Annotated in this window: 17 protein-coding genes; 9 read left to right on the top strand and 8 right to left on the bottom strand. The window is 70.8% G+C overall.

The window, feature by feature from the left end:
• Positions 1-234 precede the first annotated feature (234 nt).
• The 3 genes from KME79_RS40395 to KME79_RS40385 form a co-directional block, all read right to left on the bottom strand.
• Positions 235-954 (bottom strand): HIT family protein, encoded by a 720-nt coding sequence (locus KME79_RS40395; RefSeq protein WP_246641235.1) that lies wholly within the window; start codon positions 952-954, stop codon positions 235-237.
• A gap of 548 nt (positions 955-1502) precedes the next feature.
• Positions 1503-2099 (bottom strand): hypothetical protein, encoded by a 597-nt coding sequence (locus tag KME79_RS40390; protein ID WP_219551214.1) that lies wholly within the window; start codon positions 2097-2099, stop codon positions 1503-1505.
• 112 nt (positions 2100-2211) lie between these two features.
• A complete protein-coding gene (locus KME79_RS40385) occupies positions 2212-2598 on the bottom strand; it encodes a hypothetical protein (protein ID WP_219551212.1) in 387 nt (128 codons plus the stop codon).
• A gap of 582 nt (positions 2599-3180) precedes the next feature.
• Between KME79_RS40385 and KME79_RS40380 the strand changes: the two genes are divergently transcribed.
• From KME79_RS40380 to KME79_RS40365, 4 genes are all read left to right on the top strand, one after another.
• Entirely contained in the window at positions 3181-3765 is a 585-nt protein-coding gene (locus KME79_RS40380; RefSeq protein WP_219551210.1) for a DinB family protein, read from the top strand.
• A 356-nt stretch (positions 3766-4121) separates the two neighbouring features.
• Positions 4122-4739: a TetR family transcriptional regulator gene (locus tag KME79_RS40375; RefSeq protein ID WP_219551208.1), complete on the top strand. Its 618-nt coding sequence runs from the start codon at positions 4122-4124 to the stop codon at positions 4737-4739.
• Positions 4736-4936 (top strand): ferredoxin, encoded by a 201-nt coding sequence (locus KME79_RS40370; RefSeq protein ID WP_148033233.1) that lies wholly within the window; start codon positions 4736-4738, stop codon positions 4934-4936. Before KME79_RS40375 ends, KME79_RS40370 begins: the two co-directional genes overlap by 4 nt.
• 1 nt (position 4937) lies before the next feature.
• On the top strand, positions 4938-6206 hold the full coding sequence (locus KME79_RS40365; RefSeq protein WP_219551206.1) for a cytochrome P450: 1269 nt from the start codon (positions 4938-4940) through the stop codon (positions 6204-6206).
• Positions 6207-6244: 38 nt separating this feature from the next.
• Here KME79_RS40365 and KME79_RS40360 read toward each other — a convergent pair whose 3' ends face one another.
• Together KME79_RS40360 and KME79_RS40355 are read right to left on the bottom strand one after the other, a co-directional pair.
• A complete protein-coding gene (locus KME79_RS40360; protein ID WP_219551204.1) occupies positions 6245-6622 on the bottom strand; it encodes a peptidase inhibitor family I36 protein in 378 nt (125 codons plus the stop codon).
• A 73-nt stretch (positions 6623-6695) separates the two neighbouring features.
• Positions 6696-7559 carry a hypothetical protein gene (locus KME79_RS40355; RefSeq protein ID WP_219551202.1) on the bottom strand — a complete coding sequence of 288 codons (864 nt, stop codon included), beginning with the start codon at positions 7557-7559 and terminating at the stop codon, positions 6696-6698.
• A gap of 199 nt (positions 7560-7758) precedes the next feature.
• Here KME79_RS40355 and KME79_RS40350 point away from each other — a divergent pair, with 199 nt between their 5' ends.
• Positions 7759-8880 carry a cobalamin-independent methionine synthase II family protein gene (locus tag KME79_RS40350; RefSeq protein WP_219551200.1) on the top strand — a complete coding sequence of 374 codons (1122 nt, stop codon included), beginning with the start codon at positions 7759-7761 and terminating at the stop codon, positions 8878-8880.
• Here KME79_RS40350 and KME79_RS40345 read toward each other — a convergent pair.
• Positions 8877-10256 carry a pyridoxal phosphate-dependent decarboxylase family protein gene (locus KME79_RS40345; RefSeq protein ID WP_219551198.1) on the bottom strand — a complete coding sequence of 460 codons (1380 nt, stop codon included), beginning with the start codon at positions 10254-10256 and terminating at the stop codon, positions 8877-8879. The genes KME79_RS40350 and KME79_RS40345 overlap by 4 nt on opposite strands.
• Before the next feature lie 102 nt (positions 10257-10358).
• On the opposite strand from KME79_RS40345, the gene KME79_RS40340 reads away from it, so the two are divergent.
• The 3 genes from KME79_RS40340 (at position 10359) to KME79_RS40330 (ending at position 12698) form a co-directional block, all read left to right on the top strand.
• Positions 10359-11102 carry a class I SAM-dependent methyltransferase gene (locus KME79_RS40340; protein ID WP_246641234.1) on the top strand — a complete coding sequence of 248 codons (744 nt, stop codon included), beginning with the start codon at positions 10359-10361 and terminating at the stop codon, positions 11100-11102.
• 55 nt (positions 11103-11157) lie between these two features.
• A complete protein-coding gene (locus KME79_RS40335) occupies positions 11158-11787 on the top strand; it encodes a TetR/AcrR family transcriptional regulator (protein WP_219551196.1) in 630 nt (209 codons plus the stop codon).
• A 71-nt stretch (positions 11788-11858) separates the two neighbouring features.
• Positions 11859-12698: an alpha/beta fold hydrolase gene (locus KME79_RS40330; RefSeq protein WP_219551194.1), complete on the top strand. Its 840-nt coding sequence runs from the start codon at positions 11859-11861 to the stop codon at positions 12696-12698.
• 162 nt (positions 12699-12860) lie between these two features.
• Here the strand turns inward: KME79_RS40330 and KME79_RS40325 are convergent, their stop codons facing one another.
• Entirely contained in the window at positions 12861-14144 is a 1284-nt protein-coding gene (locus KME79_RS40325) for an extracellular catalytic domain type 1 short-chain-length polyhydroxyalkanoate depolymerase (RefSeq protein ID WP_219551192.1), read from the bottom strand.
• 136 nt (positions 14145-14280) lie between these two features.
• Positions 14281-15756: a PucR family transcriptional regulator gene (locus tag KME79_RS40320; protein ID WP_219551190.1), complete on the bottom strand. Its 1476-nt coding sequence runs from the start codon at positions 15754-15756 to the stop codon at positions 14281-14283.
• Between the two features lie 125 nt (positions 15757-15881).
• Here KME79_RS40320 and KME79_RS40315 point away from each other — a divergent pair, with 125 nt between their 5' ends.
• Positions 15882-17156, top strand: coding sequence for an MFS transporter (locus tag KME79_RS40315; protein ID WP_246641233.1), 1275 nt, complete (start codon positions 15882-15884; stop codon positions 17154-17156).
• Positions 17157-17171 lie beyond the last annotated feature (15 nt).

The raw sequence follows: 17171 nt of genomic DNA, 5'->3' as shown, positions 1-17171 counted from the left end.
CGTGCACATCCAGGCCCGCCGGATCGCCACTCTCCACGCGGCCTTCCAGGCGCACCCGGAACGGTTCCGCGGCCGGCGACCCTACCCGCCGGCACTACCGACCAAGGTGTGGATCAACCAGCCACCCATGGCCGCCGAGATTGACACCTCACCACAAAGTGCGCAAGTAGCCTGATGTCTCACTGGGTTTGACAGGTTCCGGCCCGGCACGTCTTCGGAAGATCGCTTCCCGTATCAGGAGTGATCGTTTCCCGTGAGCACGCTCAGATGATGTTCGATCGCCTCGCGCATGGCATCGTGTTGTGGGCCAAGAGTGAACTGCTGGTCGCTCCAGCGGTCGTGCGGGTACAGCCATACCGGGTAACCGACGAGGTGGGCGGGCTCCCATTCATAGCGCGGCCAGACATGTGCGTGGAGAAAGGCGTCGGTGTTTCCAAGGATTTCGAGATTCACACGCCGAAACGCCGGGTCCAGGCTGCGGCAGGCCTGTTCAACCGCCTCGCCGAGGTGATCCATGCTGGCCAGGAAGGCCAATCGCTTGGTGCGAGGCAGGTCCGACAGCCGCTGCACGTCGGGGTCGTCTGCCAGCAGGACGGAGTAACCCGGGAGGAACTGGGTGTCGCCGATCACCGCGAAGCTCGCGTCGAGTCGTTTCATCACCGTGGGATTTCGGCCCTGCAGGGCGCTGCCGATCCTGTCGGCTCGCCAATCGTTCAGCATGGTTGCGACCTTATTGCTTCCGGGTCGCCGATCCGCAGGTCCCGTCCCGATCGTGAGAAGCCATTGAGCGATCGTGAGTTTGGGTTTCACGAATCCGGCGGTGGCCACGAACCGGAGCGGAACGCCAGGCGTCCGATGAGCGATCTGCCCCCAACCGGCCCTGCGGATGCTGCGCGCAAGATCGGCCCGTCGGCGATCGCCATCCACTGTCTCGACGCTGGTGTCATCGTCCATGGATGCGTCGATAAGCCCCCACCGGTGGCGCGGGTCAGCGCTCACCTGGCAGCATGTGCCGACCATGTGTGCCTTCAGGCGCTGCCCACGGATTCAGCCACCCTCCCACTCGACCAGTGGCGTCGGCTCGCACACCACACGTGGCGATCGGCCGGTTCCGCCGCCGTCCCGATCAACTGACAGGCACTCCCACAGGCCCGTCCACCGACAGCCGCAGCATGCGCGCCGCGACTGTTCCAGGCCACCTGGCCACGTGCCTACTGACACCCCTGGTGTCGTACTGACATCTGTAAGGCCGTCAGACAAGTGTCTGGACTCAGCGAAGATGACAGTGGCAGCTGCTCCCAACCTGGGCACTGTCACTTCGACGGACGTCGAAATATGGACGCTCGCGTCATCGAAGTTGACAGTAGTCGACCGAAGATCGTTCTTCTTGGCCCGCGCAGGGATCAGGCGACCTTCAGATGACCAGGCTGAGCATGCCGGAGCATCTCAGCATCAGGGGGGCGGCCACCTCCAGCGCTTTCTGCGGTGGGGTGCCGTCTGTGCTAAGCGTATTCTGGATTCGGGAGTGACAGAATTGGAGCGGGACTGTTCATCAGCTTCCAATCCAGGCGAACGCCGCTTTCCGCTTCGACCACGGCCAGGCAGGCTGCGACAATGTCCACCGACGCATCCGCCTCCTCACTGTCATAGCACCTGTTGAAGAGACCTACATAGGCACTCAACGGTCCGAGAAGCTCGGTCCAGGGCGTGAAAGGTCCGGAGGCCGGCTCGGGACCTTCAAGGTCCCCTTCGGCTTCTCCGTAACGGACGTGCATGCTTGTGTAGCCGTTAATGTCGAAGGCCACATACCAGTGCCGGAAACCTTCGCCGCCCAGCTGGTCAGTCACCTGTCGGCGCTCGGCCACGGGGAAGACCCAATCCAGAGTGACGATGCCAGCACTGACCTGGTGAAGTGAGATCCTGTCGCTGGGGTGCGGCAGGTCGTCGGGGTCCTGCAGGTCGGTAGCGGTGTATCCCATGCGACGCACAGCGTCGTCGATGGTGAGGACGCCCGAGTCGGGAATCGTCACCGTGTACGTCATGTCCTCACCGAACTGATCGCGCATGTCGGTGTAACGAGCAACAGCCTCATCCAACACGACTAGCTGGCCTTTCTATGCAAAGGAGCGTACCCCAAGACCAGCAGGTGAGAAGACCCAAGGGGTCTACTTGATCTTGAAACCGCGCGGTGGTGGCGTGCGGAGCTGAAGATCAATTGTTGGCCCGTACTCGCTTCAAGGATGCCCGGACTGCTGCGGTGGTTTGCCAGGGTCGAATGCCTTCGCCGGCCAGGAGAAGCGCGGCCTCGGGCAGGTCGAGGTCTTCGGCGGTTGCGGCTGGGCGGCGTTGGTCCATGAAGGAGCGCAGCGCGTCCAGCAGGGTGCCGGTGAAGCTGAGTTCGTCGATGATGAGCATCGCGGCGGCGCTGAGCAGCGGTCCGGGCTGGTAGGAGAGCAGGTCGCCGCAGCGTTCGCGGGCGGTGGGTCCGGCGGTGAGGGCGAGTTGGTCGCGCAGGTGGCAGAACTCGTGGAAGGTCCACCAGAGGTGGGCGTCGGTGTCGGCGGGAAGCATCCCCGGGGTGCCGAAATAGATCGCCAAGCGGAACAGCAGTTCGTAGAGGTCCCAGAACGTCTTGGTGGGTTCGATGGGGCCATTGTGTGGGCGGCCAGACGGCCGCGGCCTCGGCGATCATCCACACCGGACATCCGTTGCGTACCGCCATCCGATCAGCCCAAGAGGCGACGATTCACCCGGCTGCGGCTCAACCACCAGTGCCAGACGCCGCCGCCGAGGGAGGCCAACTGTCATTTTGAGCTCTCACTATCGGGCCAACCATCAAGTACCGTGCCGAACTCTCAAGTTGAGGCGACGCCAGACAAGATGTCTGGAAGCATCGAAGATGGCAGTGAGAGATGCTCCGGACACTGTCATTTCGACTGATATCGAAGTACCAGTGCTTGCGTCACCGAAGTTGACAGTACGGAGCCGAAGATCAACTGTGGGTGTACTCGCTGCAGGGATGCTGTGACTGAGCGCTTCAGGTGGCCAGTTCGCGCTTGAGACGGCCACTCGGTGCTTCGACGCGTGTCCGCGATGTGGCCGTGAGCGATAGTTGACGGAGCCGACGCCAGGCGGCTCGCAACCTGAGCCCACCGGCGCAGCCTGACAGAATCGTGACCCATGATCGACGATTTCGCGAAAGACAATCTGCACGGGAGACTGCGGCGGGACCGCGAGGCGTTGCTCTGGAAACTCGACGGCTTGTCCGAATACGACGCCCGCCGACCTCTGACAGCGACCGGGACCAACCTCCTCGGCCTGGTCAAACACGTGGCCAGCGTCGAGGCCCGGTACTTTGGCGAGGTCTTCGACCGCCCATCCCCGGAACCCCTGCCTCGGTGGCAGGACTCCGACGGCAGCGATCTGTGGGCGACCGAGGACGAGACCCGCGATCAGATCATCGGGTTCTATCGGCGCACGTGGGAACACTCGGACGCGACGATCAACGAGCTTCCCCTCGACGCCCCCGGCCACGTGCCGTGGTGGCCGGAGCCTTATCCCAACACCAACCTGTTCGCCGTCATGGTCCATGTCCTCGGCGAGTCCAACCGGCATGCCGGGCACGCCGATATCCTCCGCGAATGCCTCGACGGCCGGACCGGGATGCGCCCCGAACACGAGAAGCAGATCGACGAGGAAGCCCGCGCCGCCTACCGCGCGAAGATCGAGCAGGTCGCCAGGGCGGCCGCGCCAATGAAGGCTTAACCACAATCGCGCCACCGTGGCCCCGCCAAGGGTGGGAGCCACGGTTCCCTCCGCCCTCACCAGCAAGATCACTTAAACGCCAGAACTCTCATTCCCCCAACTATCGTTCACAGCCCATGCGATCAGAAGCATGCTCGGTGTCAGCGCAGTGCCGTCGCGAAGACAAGGCGGTTGGCACTGGTGTAGCCGTGTTCGCGTTCGGGCCATGCGATGCGGGAGGACATCTCCGGTGGGCCTGTTGCCAGGTCCTCTGACATCCCCCGTGCCTGTCTGCCATCTGCGAGCGCGTCAGACAACAAGGAACCGGCGAGCGGGCACCCGTTGACGAATCAAATGAACGGTCTTTTAATTCGTGCATGGGGCGTATCGCCGGTGTCACCGCCGCCGAGACCCGTGAGCGGTTGCTCCGGGCGGCCGCTGAGGTGTTCGCGGAGCGCGGGTACGACGGGACCCGGGTGGCCGACATCGCCGCCGCGGCGGGGGTGAGCAACGGCGCGCTCTACGCCCACTTCGGCTCCAAGGCGGAGCTGCTGGTGGCGGCGCTGCGGGCGCACGCGAGCCGGATGCTGGCCGACCTGCTCGCCGACGATCCGGACCGGTCGGCGACCGAGCTGCTGCTGGCCATCGGGCGCCGGCTGCCCCGCCGCCGCGACGCCCCCGGCTACCTTCTCGTGGAGGCGCTGGTCGCCGCGCGCCGCGACCCGGACGTGGCCACGCCCACGCGCGACTACGTCGGCGAGCGCGCCGACTGGATCGCCGGGCTGGTGCGCGTCGCCCAGGGTGACGGCGAGCTCGACCCGGCGTTGTCGCCGGAGGCTCTGGCCCACTTCTGTTTCCTGCTCGCGATCGGCAGCGCGCTCGTCCCGCCGGACCTGCACGCGGTGGACGAGGCGGAGTGGGCCGCGCTGCTCGCCCGCGTCGTCCACGGCCTCGCGCTCACCGAAGACACCATAAAAAGGGATTCGACACCGTGAAAGTTCAGATCAACCCCGAGCGCTGCCAAGGTCACGGCCGCTGTTACGACATCGCGCCCGGTCTGTTCGGCGAGGACGACGAGGGTTACGGGACGGTCATCGGCGACGGCGTCGTGCCGCCGGGCGAGGAACGTACGGCCCGTCTGGCGGTCTCCAACTGCCCGGAGAACGCGATCACCGTATCGGAGGAGGCTTGACATGAGCGTCGACGACCGCTTCACCCGGGACTTTCGCGAGGAGGAGGACGAGGCCCTCGGCACCCGCAGCGAGATCATCACTGGTCCCGTCGAGGACTGGGCGACGGACTTCTCGCACCTGGAGCCGGAGTGGGCGGCGGACCCGTACCCGATCCTGGACGACCTGCGGCAGCGCTGCCCGATCGCGCACACCGGCCGGTTCGGCGGCGGCTGGCTGCCGACCCGGTACGAGGACGTGGCGGCCGTCGCGTACGACACCGAGCGTTTCTCGTCGCGGTCGATCGTCATGAGCAACTTCCGGCCGCCGCGAGAGCTCGCGCCGGTGGGCGGCACCCCGCCGATCTCCTCCGACCCGCCGTTCCACCACGACGCGCGCAAGCTGCTGCTGCCCGCGTTCACCAAGACCGCGGTGTCGAGGCGGGAGGCGGCGGCGCGGGCGTACTGCCACTCGCTCATCGACGCGTTCGAGGGCCGTGACGTGGTGGACGCCGCCGCCGACTACGCGCAGCACATCCCGATCCGGGTCATCTCGGACATGCTGGGCTTCCCGCCGGAGGACGGGCCGCGGTTCCGGGTGTTCATCGAGAACGTGCTCGAAGGCGTCAACCTGCCGCCGGAAGAGCGCATGGCCAACTTCCAGGAGCTCTTCGACTACCTGTACGCGCAGATCCACGATCACCTGGACAACCCGCGCGACGACCTGACCACGTACCTGATCGACGCCGAGCTGTACGGGCAGAAGCTCCAGCCGGAGCACGTGTCCGGCACCATGGCGCTGCTGCTCATCGCCGGCATCGACACCACGTGGAGCGCGATCGGCGCGTCGCTGTGGCACCTGGCGAAGACCCCCGCCGACCGTGAGCGGCTGGTGGCCGAGCCGGGGCTGCTGCCGACGGCGATGGAGGAGTTCCTGCGGGCGTACGCGCCGGTCACGATGGCCCGGCTGGTCAAGGAGGACATGACCTGGCAGGGCGTGGACATGAAGGCCGACGACTGGATCCTGCTGTCGTTCCCGTCGGCGAACCGTGATCCGGAGCAGTTCGACCGGGCGGGCGAGGTCGTCATCGACCGCGAGGTCAACCGGCACGCGGCGTTCGGTCTCGGGATCCACCGCTGCGTGGGCTCCCACCTGGCCCGGATGGAGCTGCGGGTGGCCCTGGAGGTGTGGCTGGAGCGGATCCCGTCCTTCTCGCTGGCCGACCCGGAGGCGGTGCGGTGGGCCTCGGGCCAGGTGCGCGGGCCGCGCTCGCTGCCGGTCCGCATCGGCTGAGGGCCGGTGCCCCAGCGGGGCACCGGCCGGGTCAGGGCTCAGTCGATGACGACATAGCGGAACGAGCTGTACTGGTTGTCCCATACGGCGTCGTGCGGCCGGCTGTGCCCGAAATTCTCGATCCGGTGCGCGTGGCCACGCCAGTAGGAATCGGTGTAGAACATCGCGGCATTGCGGTTGGTCGCCACGCTGATGGAGGAGATCCGGTCGTTGACGTTGGTGCCGTTGAGGAACTTGTTGTTGGAGAAGTTGTTGTCGGCGGTGGTGAACCCGGCGACAGTCCCGGTCCCGCCCCGCCCTTCGTAGACGCAGACGGCGTCGGTGCAGGCGGCCGCCGCGGCGGGGGTGGCGGTCGTGACCAGGGCCGCCGCGCCGAGCATGGCCAGGGCTGCGACAGAACGCGTGACACGCTTCATCGGTGGTGATGCCTTTCTTTCCGGTGGCCCGGAACGGGAGAGCCCCGGTCCGGGAGCATGAGGGCGGGCGGCGTCAGCGCTGCCGCGCGATCGCCCGGGAAGCGGCCACCAGGGAGGTGATCGCCTTCTTCCCTTCCCGCAGTTCGTCCAGGTGCCGGGCTATCGCCTGCTGCTGGTAGGCGGCTTCGACGGCCGCCCAGGTGCGGACGACATCCGTTCGCCGCTTGCACCGGACGTCCGCGACGGCGGTCGCGATCTCCCGGGGAGTCGGCCGGTCGGTTCTGAACGCGACGTCGTTGTTCGCCGCCCGCGGCGTGGGATAGTCATGGCCGAGCCGGGCCATGCACGACGACCAGGCCGCGAAGACGCCGGTGACCCGGCTGTCGCTCAGCGAGCGCTCCCAGCTCCACCCCTTCAGGTCGGTGACGCGCCGCATCGCTTCGGCGGCGGGCACGGGGATCAGCCGGTCGTGCGCCTCCGCCTCGCACCCTCCCGGAGGGACGGCGGCGCCGGGACGTCCGGTGCCGTTGGCCGCGGCGAGGTAGCCCGGGTCGATCACCCGCTGCGGCCCGGCCCGCGGCGCCTCCGACGGGTGGTAGCCGCGGGTCCTGGCGAGTCGTTCGTCCTCCAGCAGGTAGCGCTCGTGGTTGCGGTCGATCCCCGTGACGGTGGCGCCCGTGGGCGCCGTGAAGCCGAGCCTCGCCATACAGCCGCGGAAGAGCTCGGTCCGGGCCCGCAGGACGACGGCCTCCTCCTCAGGGGAGGCGTGATAGGCGTCGAGCGGGAGCACCAGTGGCCGCCGGTCGAGACGGAGGCCCGGGTCCAGGGGCGGCTCCGGCTCCGCCGCGCACGCGGCCAGGGACAGCAGGCATGCCGCCGCGGCGAGCGGTACGAAGCGGTCACGGATGGTTCTGGTTCCCCCGTCGTCCGAAGCCACGTTTCAGCTCCCCCTCAAGCCCCCGAGTGGATCTCCCCCGATCCACAGCTTGTGCCAGGAGGTGAAGATGAGGCCACACCATTGCGTCCTGACGAAAAGGCGCAGATGAGGACGCGGTCTCGTGGGAACGGGTGGACGATCCGGGGCGGCGGGCGGAAAGTGGTGGCGGACGCTCCACCTGACGAACCGGGAGGAACGCATGCCCACCACCCATCACGCCGAGCACGTCGGCAGCCTTCTGCGGCCGCCCGAGCTGCTGCGGGCCCGTGAGGCGCACCGGCGCGGCGAGCTGAGCGAGGAGACCCTCGCGAAGCTGACGGAGGACGCGGCGCTGGCCGCGATCGACCTGCAGCGCGAGGCCGGGATCGAGGTCTTCACCGACGGCGAGATGCGGCGGGCGACCTGGATGGCCGGCCTGCTGGAGTCGCTCGGCGGGGTGGTCCCGGCCGAGGTGACGAACTCGGCCTGGTTCAGAGGCGACGGACAGCCGGTGCCGCCCGACGAGACCTCCTTCGACATGGTGGCCGCGAACGCCCGGCTCACCCAGAAGAAGCACCTCACCGCCGCCGAGGCCGACTTCCTGGGGCGGCACGCGCCCGGCCCCTTCAAGATCACCATGATGAGCTCGTCCATGGGGAACCTGCTGTGGCGTCCGGAGATCAGCGCGGACGCGTACCCCGACCCCGGCGCGATGATGCGCGACCTGGTCGCGTTGCGGATCGAGGAGATCAGGAAACTCATCGGGCTCGGCGTGCGGTGGATCCAGCTCGACTCGCTGGGCTACAACTTCGTCATCGACCCCGGGTTCCGCATGCGGATGTTCGGCGCCGCCGCCCCTCCCCCGGAGGTGCTGCTGGACGCCACGATCGCGGTGGACGCCGAGCTGGTCCGCGCCACCAAGGCGATCAACCCGGACGTCACGGTCGGCATGCACATCTGCCGCGGCAACAACCGCAGCGCCTGGATGTCCAGCGGCGGCTACGAGCCGGTCGCCGAGCGGCTGTTCGGCGAGGTCCCGGTGGACCGGTTTCTGCTGGAGTACGACACCGAGCGGGCCGGCGGCTTCGAGCCGCTGCGGTTCGTGCCCCGGGGGACCACGGTCGTGCTCGGGCTCGTCTCGTCCAAGGTGCCGGTCCTGGAGTCACCCGACGAGCTGCGCCGCCGCATCGACGAGGCCGCCGCGTTCGTGCCGCCGGAGGATCTGGCGATCAGCCCGCAGTGCGGGTTCGCCTCCACCTCCAGGGGCAACCTGCTCACCGTCGACGACCAGCGGCGCAAGCTGGAGCTGGTCGCGCGGACGGCCCGGCTGGTGTGGGGTTAGCCGGCCGCCCGTGCCAGGGCCTCGGCCACCCGTTCGACGTCGGCCTCGGTCGTACGCCAGTTGGAGAAGGCGGCGCGCAGGGCGGGCACGCCCGCGTACACGGTGGGGGTGACGAACGCCTCACCGGACGCGGCGACCGCCCGCGCCACCTCGTCGGCGCGGGACGGGTCCGCGGCGACGGTGAAGCAGACGACGTTGAGCCGCACCGGGGCGAGCAACCGGTAGGCGGGCATGGCGGCCAGCCGCTCGCCGAGCCGGGCGGCGAGCGCGACGTCACGCCGGACGATCTCCGCGTGGCCCTCGCGCCCGTACGCGGCGAGCGTGAACCAGGCCGCCAGCGCCCGCAGCCGCCGCGAGTTCTCCGGGGTCAGGTGGACGAAGTCGGGGTCGTCGCCGACCGCGCCGAGGTACGCGGCGGAGTTCTGGAAGACCCGCGCCTGGAGGTCGCGGCGGCGGGTGAGCTGGACGGCGCTGTCGTACGGGACGTTCAGCCATTTGTGCAGGTCGACGCAGATCGAGTCGGCCTCGCCGAGCCCGTCGACCAGGTGGGCGTGCTCAGGTGAGAGGGCGGCGAAGGCGCCGAAGGCGGCGTCCACGTGCAGCCAGAACGGGTGCCGCTCGCGCAGCGCGGCGATGGCCCGCAGGTCGTCGTAGTCGACGGTGTTGACCGTGCCGGCGTTCGCCACCACGATCGCCGGCTCCCCGTCCAGCTCGCGCAGCGCCTCGGCGAGCCGGTCCACGTCGACCGCCTCCCTGCCGGGCAGCGGCTCGACCCGCCGCAGCGCCGAGCGGCCGAGGCCAAGCACGGACAGCGCCTTGCCGATGCTGGAGTGCGGGCTGCCGGACAGCACCCGCACCGGGCCGAGCGCGGCGAGCCCCTGCTCCGCGACCGAGACGCCGCGCCGCTCGCCGATCCACTCGCGGGCGACGGCCAGTCCGGTGACGTTGGACATGGTGGCGCCGCTGACGAACGCGCCCTCGTACGCGACCGGCAGGCCGAGCAGCTCGCGCAGCCACGAGACCGTCTCACGCTCCAGGCCGGCGGCGGCCGAGTCGAGGTCGCCCACCACGTTCTGGTCCAGCGCGCCGGTCAGCCAGTCGCCCGCGAGCGCGGCGGGGGTGCTGCCGCCGGTGACGAACCCCAGGTAGCGGGGGCCCGCGCTGGCCGAGAAGCCGGGCTCCCAGCGCCGCGCGAACACCTCCAGCGCACCGCGCGCCCCCTCGCCGCGCTCCGGCAGCGCCACCGGCTCGCGCCGCCCTGGCGGCGGCGCCACCGGCCGCTCCGCCAGCCCTTCCAGGAGGCGTACGGCGTGCTCCTGGGTTTCCTTGAGCAGGTCGGGCAGCTGTACGAGATCGTCGTCGAGTCGCGGGTCCATGGCCCCAGCGTAGGGACGGGGCGGCCGGGAGTATCGGGCCAATCACCGGCAAGTGGCCCGGAACGGATAATCCGTGGCGGACGCCGGAGGCTTGACCCGCGGTTGGCCGACGCCGCCGTGGACGTCGCCCGCGTGGACCCCGTCGCGGGCTACCGCATCTGGTCGGCCACCTACGACGGCCCCAACGCGGCCTTCGACCTCGACGAGCCGATCCTCCACGAGATCCTCGGCGCGATCCCGGCGGGCGAGGCCCTGGACGCGGCGTGCGGCACCGGCAGGCTCACGGCCCTGCTCGCCGGGCACGGCCACCGCGTGCGGGGCGTGGACAGTTCGCCGGAGATGCTGGCGCTGGCGCGGAAGAAGGCGCCCGGCCGCGAGTTCCTGCCCGGCGACCTGGACCGGCTGCCGGTGGCCGACGACACCGTCGACCTGGTCACCTGCTCGCTCGCGCTGACGCACGTGCCCGCGCTCGGGCCGGTGCTGGCCGAGTTCGCCCGGGTGCTGCGGCCGGGCGGGCACGTGGTGCTCTCCGACATCCATCCGGACAGCGTGGCGCGCGGCGTGGTCCCGCCCGTGCGCCTGCCGGACGGCAGTCCCGGCCGCGTGACCACCTACCGGCACGGCATCGGCGACTACCTGCGCGCCGCCCTGGCCGCCGGCCTGCGCCCGCGCCGCTGCGAGGAGCTGACGCCGGAGCCGGACGACGGCCCGCCGCCCGCCCCTGCCGAGGCGCTCGGCCCGTGGGACGTGTGGCCGTGGGTGCTGACCGACCTGGCCCCGGAGGCGGCCAGGGCCGCGAGCGCCGGCCTGTCCTCGATGGTCATCTGGCACGTCCAGGCGGACTGACGACCCTCCTGGCCCGGCGGGTGTCCGCTAGCGTTACCGCCGTTGACGTCGAGTCATGGTGGTGACGGTGATGGCGGCGGAGAAGAAGACCCCCGAGGGCGCGGCGGCGCCGCGGCGACGCCGCGATGCCGCCGCGACGCGGCAGGCGCTGCTGGAGGCGGCCCGCCGGCGGTTCGCCGGTGACCGCTACGAGGCGGTCAGCGTCAGGGACGTCGCCGCGGACGCCGGCGTCAACGTCGCCCTGGTGTACCGCTACTTCGGGTCCAAGGCGGGGTTGTTCGCCATGGCGGCCGCGGACTCGGCCATGTTCGGGCAGCTGGACGTGCCGGCCGAGGAGCTGCCGGACCGGATGGCCGAGCTGTACGGGTCCGGCTCGGAGAGCCCGCTCGCCCTGGACGATCTGCTCACGGTCTGGCGGCTCCTCGGGGAGACCCCTGGTCAGGTGGAGCTGCCCGAGGAGGTGCGGGACTACGCCGAGACCACCGTCGTCGGGCCGTTCACCACGGTCGCGGCGGGTGACGACCCGCGGCTGCGGGCGGAGCTGGCCGCCGCGCTGCTCGCCGGGATCCGGGTGATGCGGTGGGCGTCCCCGGAGGGGCGGCTGGCCACCGCGCCGCCCGAGCAGGTGGTCGAGTACGTCCGCCAGGGAGTGCGGGCGCTGCTGCACGGTGACACCAGCAAGTAAACGTGTTTACTTATCGAGGAAGCCCCGACTAAAGTAAACGTGTTTACTTCACCCGAACGCCGGAGCCTGCCATGAGCACACAGCGCACGCACCACGTCACCACCACCGACGGCGTCACCATCGGCGGGACCGTGCACGGCCGGGGGCGGCCGCTCGTGTTCCTGCACGGAGCCATCGGCGACGGCGACCTCGACTGGGGCCGGCTGGTGGGACACCTCACCGGCCGGTTCACCTGCCATCTGCCGAGCATGCGCGGCCGCGGCCTCAGCGGCGACCACCCCGACCTCAGCCCGGGCAGGCAGGTCGACGACGTCCTCGCCTACGTCGACAGCTTGGGCGAACCGGCCGGGCTGGTGGGCTGGTCCGCCGGCGCCAACCTGGCGCTCGGCACGGCGGCGCGATCCGGCACGGCGGCGCGATCCGGCACGGTGGACGCGGTGGTCCTTCTGGAGCCTCCGATGCGGGGCATGATGGACGGGCGGGAGCGAGCCGTCATCGTCGGCGCCATCGCCCGCATGGGCGAGCTGGCCGCCGGGGGCGACGTTACGGCCGCGATCCGGGCGTTCGCCGGCGGGCCCTTCAGCGACGAGGAGCTCGCCGTCGCCGAGGAGGCCGGCTATTTCGCGGCCGCGGGCCGATACGTCCCGCACCTGCTCAGCCTCCTCGGGCAGGTGGAGTCGTCCGGAGGTCCCACCGTCGAGGACCCGGCCGTGCTGGACGCGGTCTCCGCTCCCGTGCTGGTCCTGTACGGGTCCGGCACCATGGCCTTCTACCGCGCGGGCGCGCGGCATGTGGCCGGTCACGTCCGCGACGGCCGGATGCGCGAGATCCCCGGCGCCGGGCACGCCGCCCCGCTGACCCATCCAGAAGCGCTCGCCGAGGCGATCACCCGGTTCTTCGGAGCCGGGTAGCGGCACACCGCCGGGCCCTCGATCGCCCGCTGCACCGGCGGTCGAGGGCCCGGACGGCTCCCGGAGATCGCGCCTGCCGCCTGTCCGGCCGGCGCGGGTCACCCCCGGTGGTGACCCGCGCGCCGCCTCGCCGGGCGGTCATCCTCCTGGCGTCCCGGGGACTCACTGGACCGCGCAGGCGGCCCCGTTCAGGGTGAAGGCGGAGGGTTTCGCGGTGTTGCCGGTGTGGGTGGCCTGGAAGCCGAAGGTGACCGTGGCGTTGGGGGCGATGGTGCCGTTGTAGGGCGCGTTGGTGGCCGTGACCTGGCCGCTCGACGGTGTGATCGTGGTGTTCCAGGCGCCGGTGATCGTCTGGCCGGCGGGCAGGGTGAAGGCCAGCGACCAGGCGGTGACGGGCGAGGCGCCCCTGTTGGTGATGGAGACGGCGGTCGTGAAGCCGGTGTTCCAGGCGTTCATGGTGTAGCCGACCTGGCAGGGTCCCGAAACGGTGGGCGTGATGGTGGGTGTGGAGGTGGGGCCGCCGCCGGAGTCGAGGCCGAAGAAGCGGATGGTCTCGGCGGCCATCCCGCCTCGGGGCAGGTCGTGCCCGGCGCCCTGGAGGCTGATCGCCTCGACGGGGGCCGTGCCGCCCGTGCCGCCGTAGCGGGTGCGGGTGTATCCCGCCTGCGGCGTGTCGGTGGAGGACGGCGTCTGGCCCAGGCCGTGGACGTTCGTCCACTGCTTGATCTGCTCCTGGAAGTTGGGGTAGCGCAGCGTGCTGTCCTCGGTGCCGTGCCAGATCTGCATGCGCGGCCGGGGGCCCGCGTAGCCGGGGTAGGCGGCGCGGACGAGGTCGCCCCACTGCTGCGGCGTCCTGACGATCTGCCCGTTGGCGCACTGGCTGTTCCAGCTCGACCCGTCGGTGGTGGCGAAGCAGCCGAACGGGACGCCCATGTAGGCGGCGCCGGCCTTGAACACGTCGGGATAGTCGCCGAGCAGCACGTTGGTCATCATCGCGCCGGAGGAGACGCCGGTGACGAAGGTGCGCTCGGGGTCGCCGCCGTGGCGCTGGTGGACGTACCGGACCATGGACATGATGCCGACGGGGTCGCTGCCGCCGTCGCGCCGCAGCGCCTGCGGCGAGGAGACGTCGAAGCAGGCCCCGCTCCTGGTGGCCGACGGGTAGACGACGATGAACTTGTGCCGGTCGGCCAGCGAGGCGAACTCGGTGCCGGAGTGCAGGGCGGGGCCCGAGCCGGTGCAGTAGTGCACGGCCAGCAGCACCGGCGGCCGCGACCCCACGCCGTCGGGCACGTACAGGTGCATCCGCAGGTTGGTGGGGTTGGTCCCGAATCCGGTGACCTCCACCAGTTGGGCCGACGAGGCCGGGGCGGCGAGGACCAGGCCGAGGACGGCCAGGAGGGCGGTGGCGACCGCGGCTCCGGCTATACGGTGACGTGCTCTCATCCGCGCCTCTCCCATCGGGGGGTCGAAATATTTCGATGGTGAGCCGAAATTTTTTGTCGAGCAACCGGTGGCGCGCCCGCCCTCAGCAGGTCAGCCCTCTGACATGCGCAGACGATCTAGCAACGGCAAGAAACTTTCATGGCCGGCCCGGCGGGACCAGGTCGGCGAGCGACAGCGCCAGCCAGATCTGCAGCCGGTGGTCCGGATCGGACAGCGGGCGGCCGGAGACGCGCTCGGCGGCGGCGAGCCGGCGGCGCAGCGTGTTGCGGTGCACGCCCAGGCGGCGGGCGGCGGTCTCCAGGTTCTCCTCCGACTCCAGGTAGGCGCGCACGGACGCGATCAGGTCACCGCCGTGCCGCTCCTCGTGCTCGCGCAGCGGGCGGAGCACCGCGGCGGCGAAGCGGCCGGCGGCGTCCGGCACGATCGCCTCCCGCAGCAGCGCCCACGGCTCCAGGTCGTCGACGTGCGTGTAGCCGCCGAGCGCGGCGAGCCCGGCCGCGTGCCGGACGGCGGCGGGCAGCTCGTCCAGGCGGTGCGCCCGGCAGCCGCCGCCCGCGGCGCCGAGCAGGCCGCACAGGTCGCCGCCGCGCCGCCGCCCGTCCTCGGGCAGCACGAACAGCGTGCCCTCGGGCCGGGCGCAGACGAAGGCATGGAGGCCGGCCGCCACCTCTTCGAGCGCCTCGACGGCCGTCTCAAGGGCGATCTCCTCCCGTACCAGGACGACCTCGTACGGGGGCGGCGCGACCTGGCACAGCTCGCCGAGCGCGGGTGCGGGCAGCACCCCGTCGAGCGCGGCCGACAGCAGCCGGCCGCGCTGGACGTGCTCCCTGACCCGGCCCGCCCGCACGCCGAGGAGTTCCAGGGCGAGCAGGCAGGCGGCCTGGTTGGCCAGCATCCGCACGTGCCAGTCCAGCGGCGAGGCGGTGCACACCGCCAGCCAGCCGATCGGCGGCCCGGCGAAGCCGAGGCTCTGCACCTGGACGGCCTGGATGCCGTCGTCGAGCACGCCGGCGCTGCGCGGGGCCGCGCGGCCGGCCGCCTCCACGGCGCGGGCGTGCCACGGCCGCTCCCCCTCCGGGCTGGCGGCGGCGGGCTCGGCGTGCGGGCCGAGCAGCAGCGCCTCGCCGCCGGCGTGCTCGGCCAGCGCGCGCAGGATGCCCGTCGTGCCCGAGGTCAGCGCGGCCCTGGCCGTCGCCTCCTGGGCGGCGACGACCTTGCGCTCGCCGCGCACCCGCTCGTCGGCGTGCCAGCGGGCGACCGCCTCGGTCACGGCGACGAACGGGGTGAGGATCTCCAGGACCGGCAGCCCGCACACGTCGGCCGCGTCCCGGACGTCGCGCGGCACCTCCGCCATCGCCTCGTCCAGCGCGAACGCGAGCGCCGCGCAGCCCGCGACGGACAGCCGTTCGACGTACGCGCGCCGCCCTTCCGCGTCGCCGGGCAGGCCGAGCCCGATGGTCAGGACCAGCTCGCCGCCGCGCAGCCACGGCACCGGGTCGGCCAGCTCCGACACGTGCGCCCAGCGGACCTCCCGGCCCAGCCCCGCCCGTCCGGCGAGCAGGCGCATGCTCATCCCGGGCAGCGTCATCGCCTGGGCGACGGTCAGGGCCATGACGCATCCTCTGCAAGGTGCATACCGCACTCTAATTCATCGCCAACGGTGCGATTTGCCCCGGGGGCCGGTGCTGTGACCTGCGCATATCGTCATCGCACCCCCTGATGACCCCGGAGGACCCCATGAAACGCGCCAACAGAGCGGCCGGCGCCGCCTTCGTCGGGACCACGATCGAGTGGTACGACTTCTACATCTATGCCACAGCGGCCGCGCTGGTCTTCGGGGATCTCTTCTTCCCGAACGCGTCGAGCCCCACGGTCGCCCTGATGGCGTCGTTCGCCACCTACGCCGTCGGGTTCTTCGCCCGGCCGCTCGGCGGCATCGTGTTCGGACACTTCGGCGACCGCGTGGGCCGCAAGTCGGCGCTGGTGGTGACGCTGGTCATGATGGGCGTCGCCACCTTCGCGGTCGGCGTGCTGCCCACGTACGAGAGCATCGGCGCGCTCGCGCCGCTGCTGCTGGTGGTGCTCCGCTTCGTGCAGGGGCTGGCCGTCGGCGGCGAGTGGGGCGGGGCCGTGCTGATGGCGGTCGAGCACGCGCCGGAGGGCCGCAAGACGTTCTTCGGCGGGTTCGCCCAGCTCGGCAACCCGGCCGGGGCGCTGCTCGCGACCGGCGCGTTCAGCCTCATCACGCTGCTCGGCGACGACGTGCTGCACACGTGGGGCTGGCGGGTGCCGTTCATCGTCTCGGCCGTGCTGGTGTTCGTGGGCCTGTTCATCCGGCTCCGCGTCGAGGAGTCGCCCGTCTTCCAGAAGGTGGAGAAGGCCGCGACGCCGATCAAGGAGGTGTTCCGCCTCTCGTGGCGGTCGGTCCTGCTCGGCATCGGCACGCTGCCGGTCGCCATCGGCGGCTACTACATCCTCACCACCTTCCTGCTGGCGTACGCGACAGGCGAGTCGGTCGGCGCGTCCGAGCAGCTCATCCTCAGCGGTCTGAGCTTCGCCGCGTTCGTCGAGCTGGTGGCCACGCTGGCCATCGCCTGGGTGGGCGACCGGCTGGGCAGCCGCAAGGTCGTGGTCTTCTTCCTGGTGATCACCGCCGCGCTGGCCGTGCCGCAGTTCGCGGTGCTCGGCTCGCAGAACGCGTTCCTGATCTTCGCGATGCTGGGCCTGATGAGGCTGGCCACCTCGGGGACGTACGGGCCGATGGCGGCCATCCTGTCCGAGATGTTCCCGCCGCAGGTGCGCTACACCGGCATCTCGCTGGCCTACCAGGGCGCGGGCGCGATCTTCGGCGGCCTGTCCCCGATCGTCGCGACCGCCTTCGTGGGCGCGGCCGGCGGCGCGGCCTGGCCGGCCGTGGCGATGCTGGTCGGCATGTGCGCGCTGAGCGCGATCTGCCTGGCCGTGGCGCCCCGCTACCGCGACCCCGCCCCGGCCGCCCCGGCCACCCACTGATCCCGTAAGGAGACT

It is taken from the genome of Nonomuraea harbinensis, from assembly GCF_019396385.1.
Lineage (GTDB): Bacteria > Actinomycetota > Actinomycetes > Streptosporangiales > Streptosporangiaceae > Nonomuraea > Nonomuraea ferruginea.
This window is presented reverse-complemented; position numbering and strand designations above follow the sequence as displayed.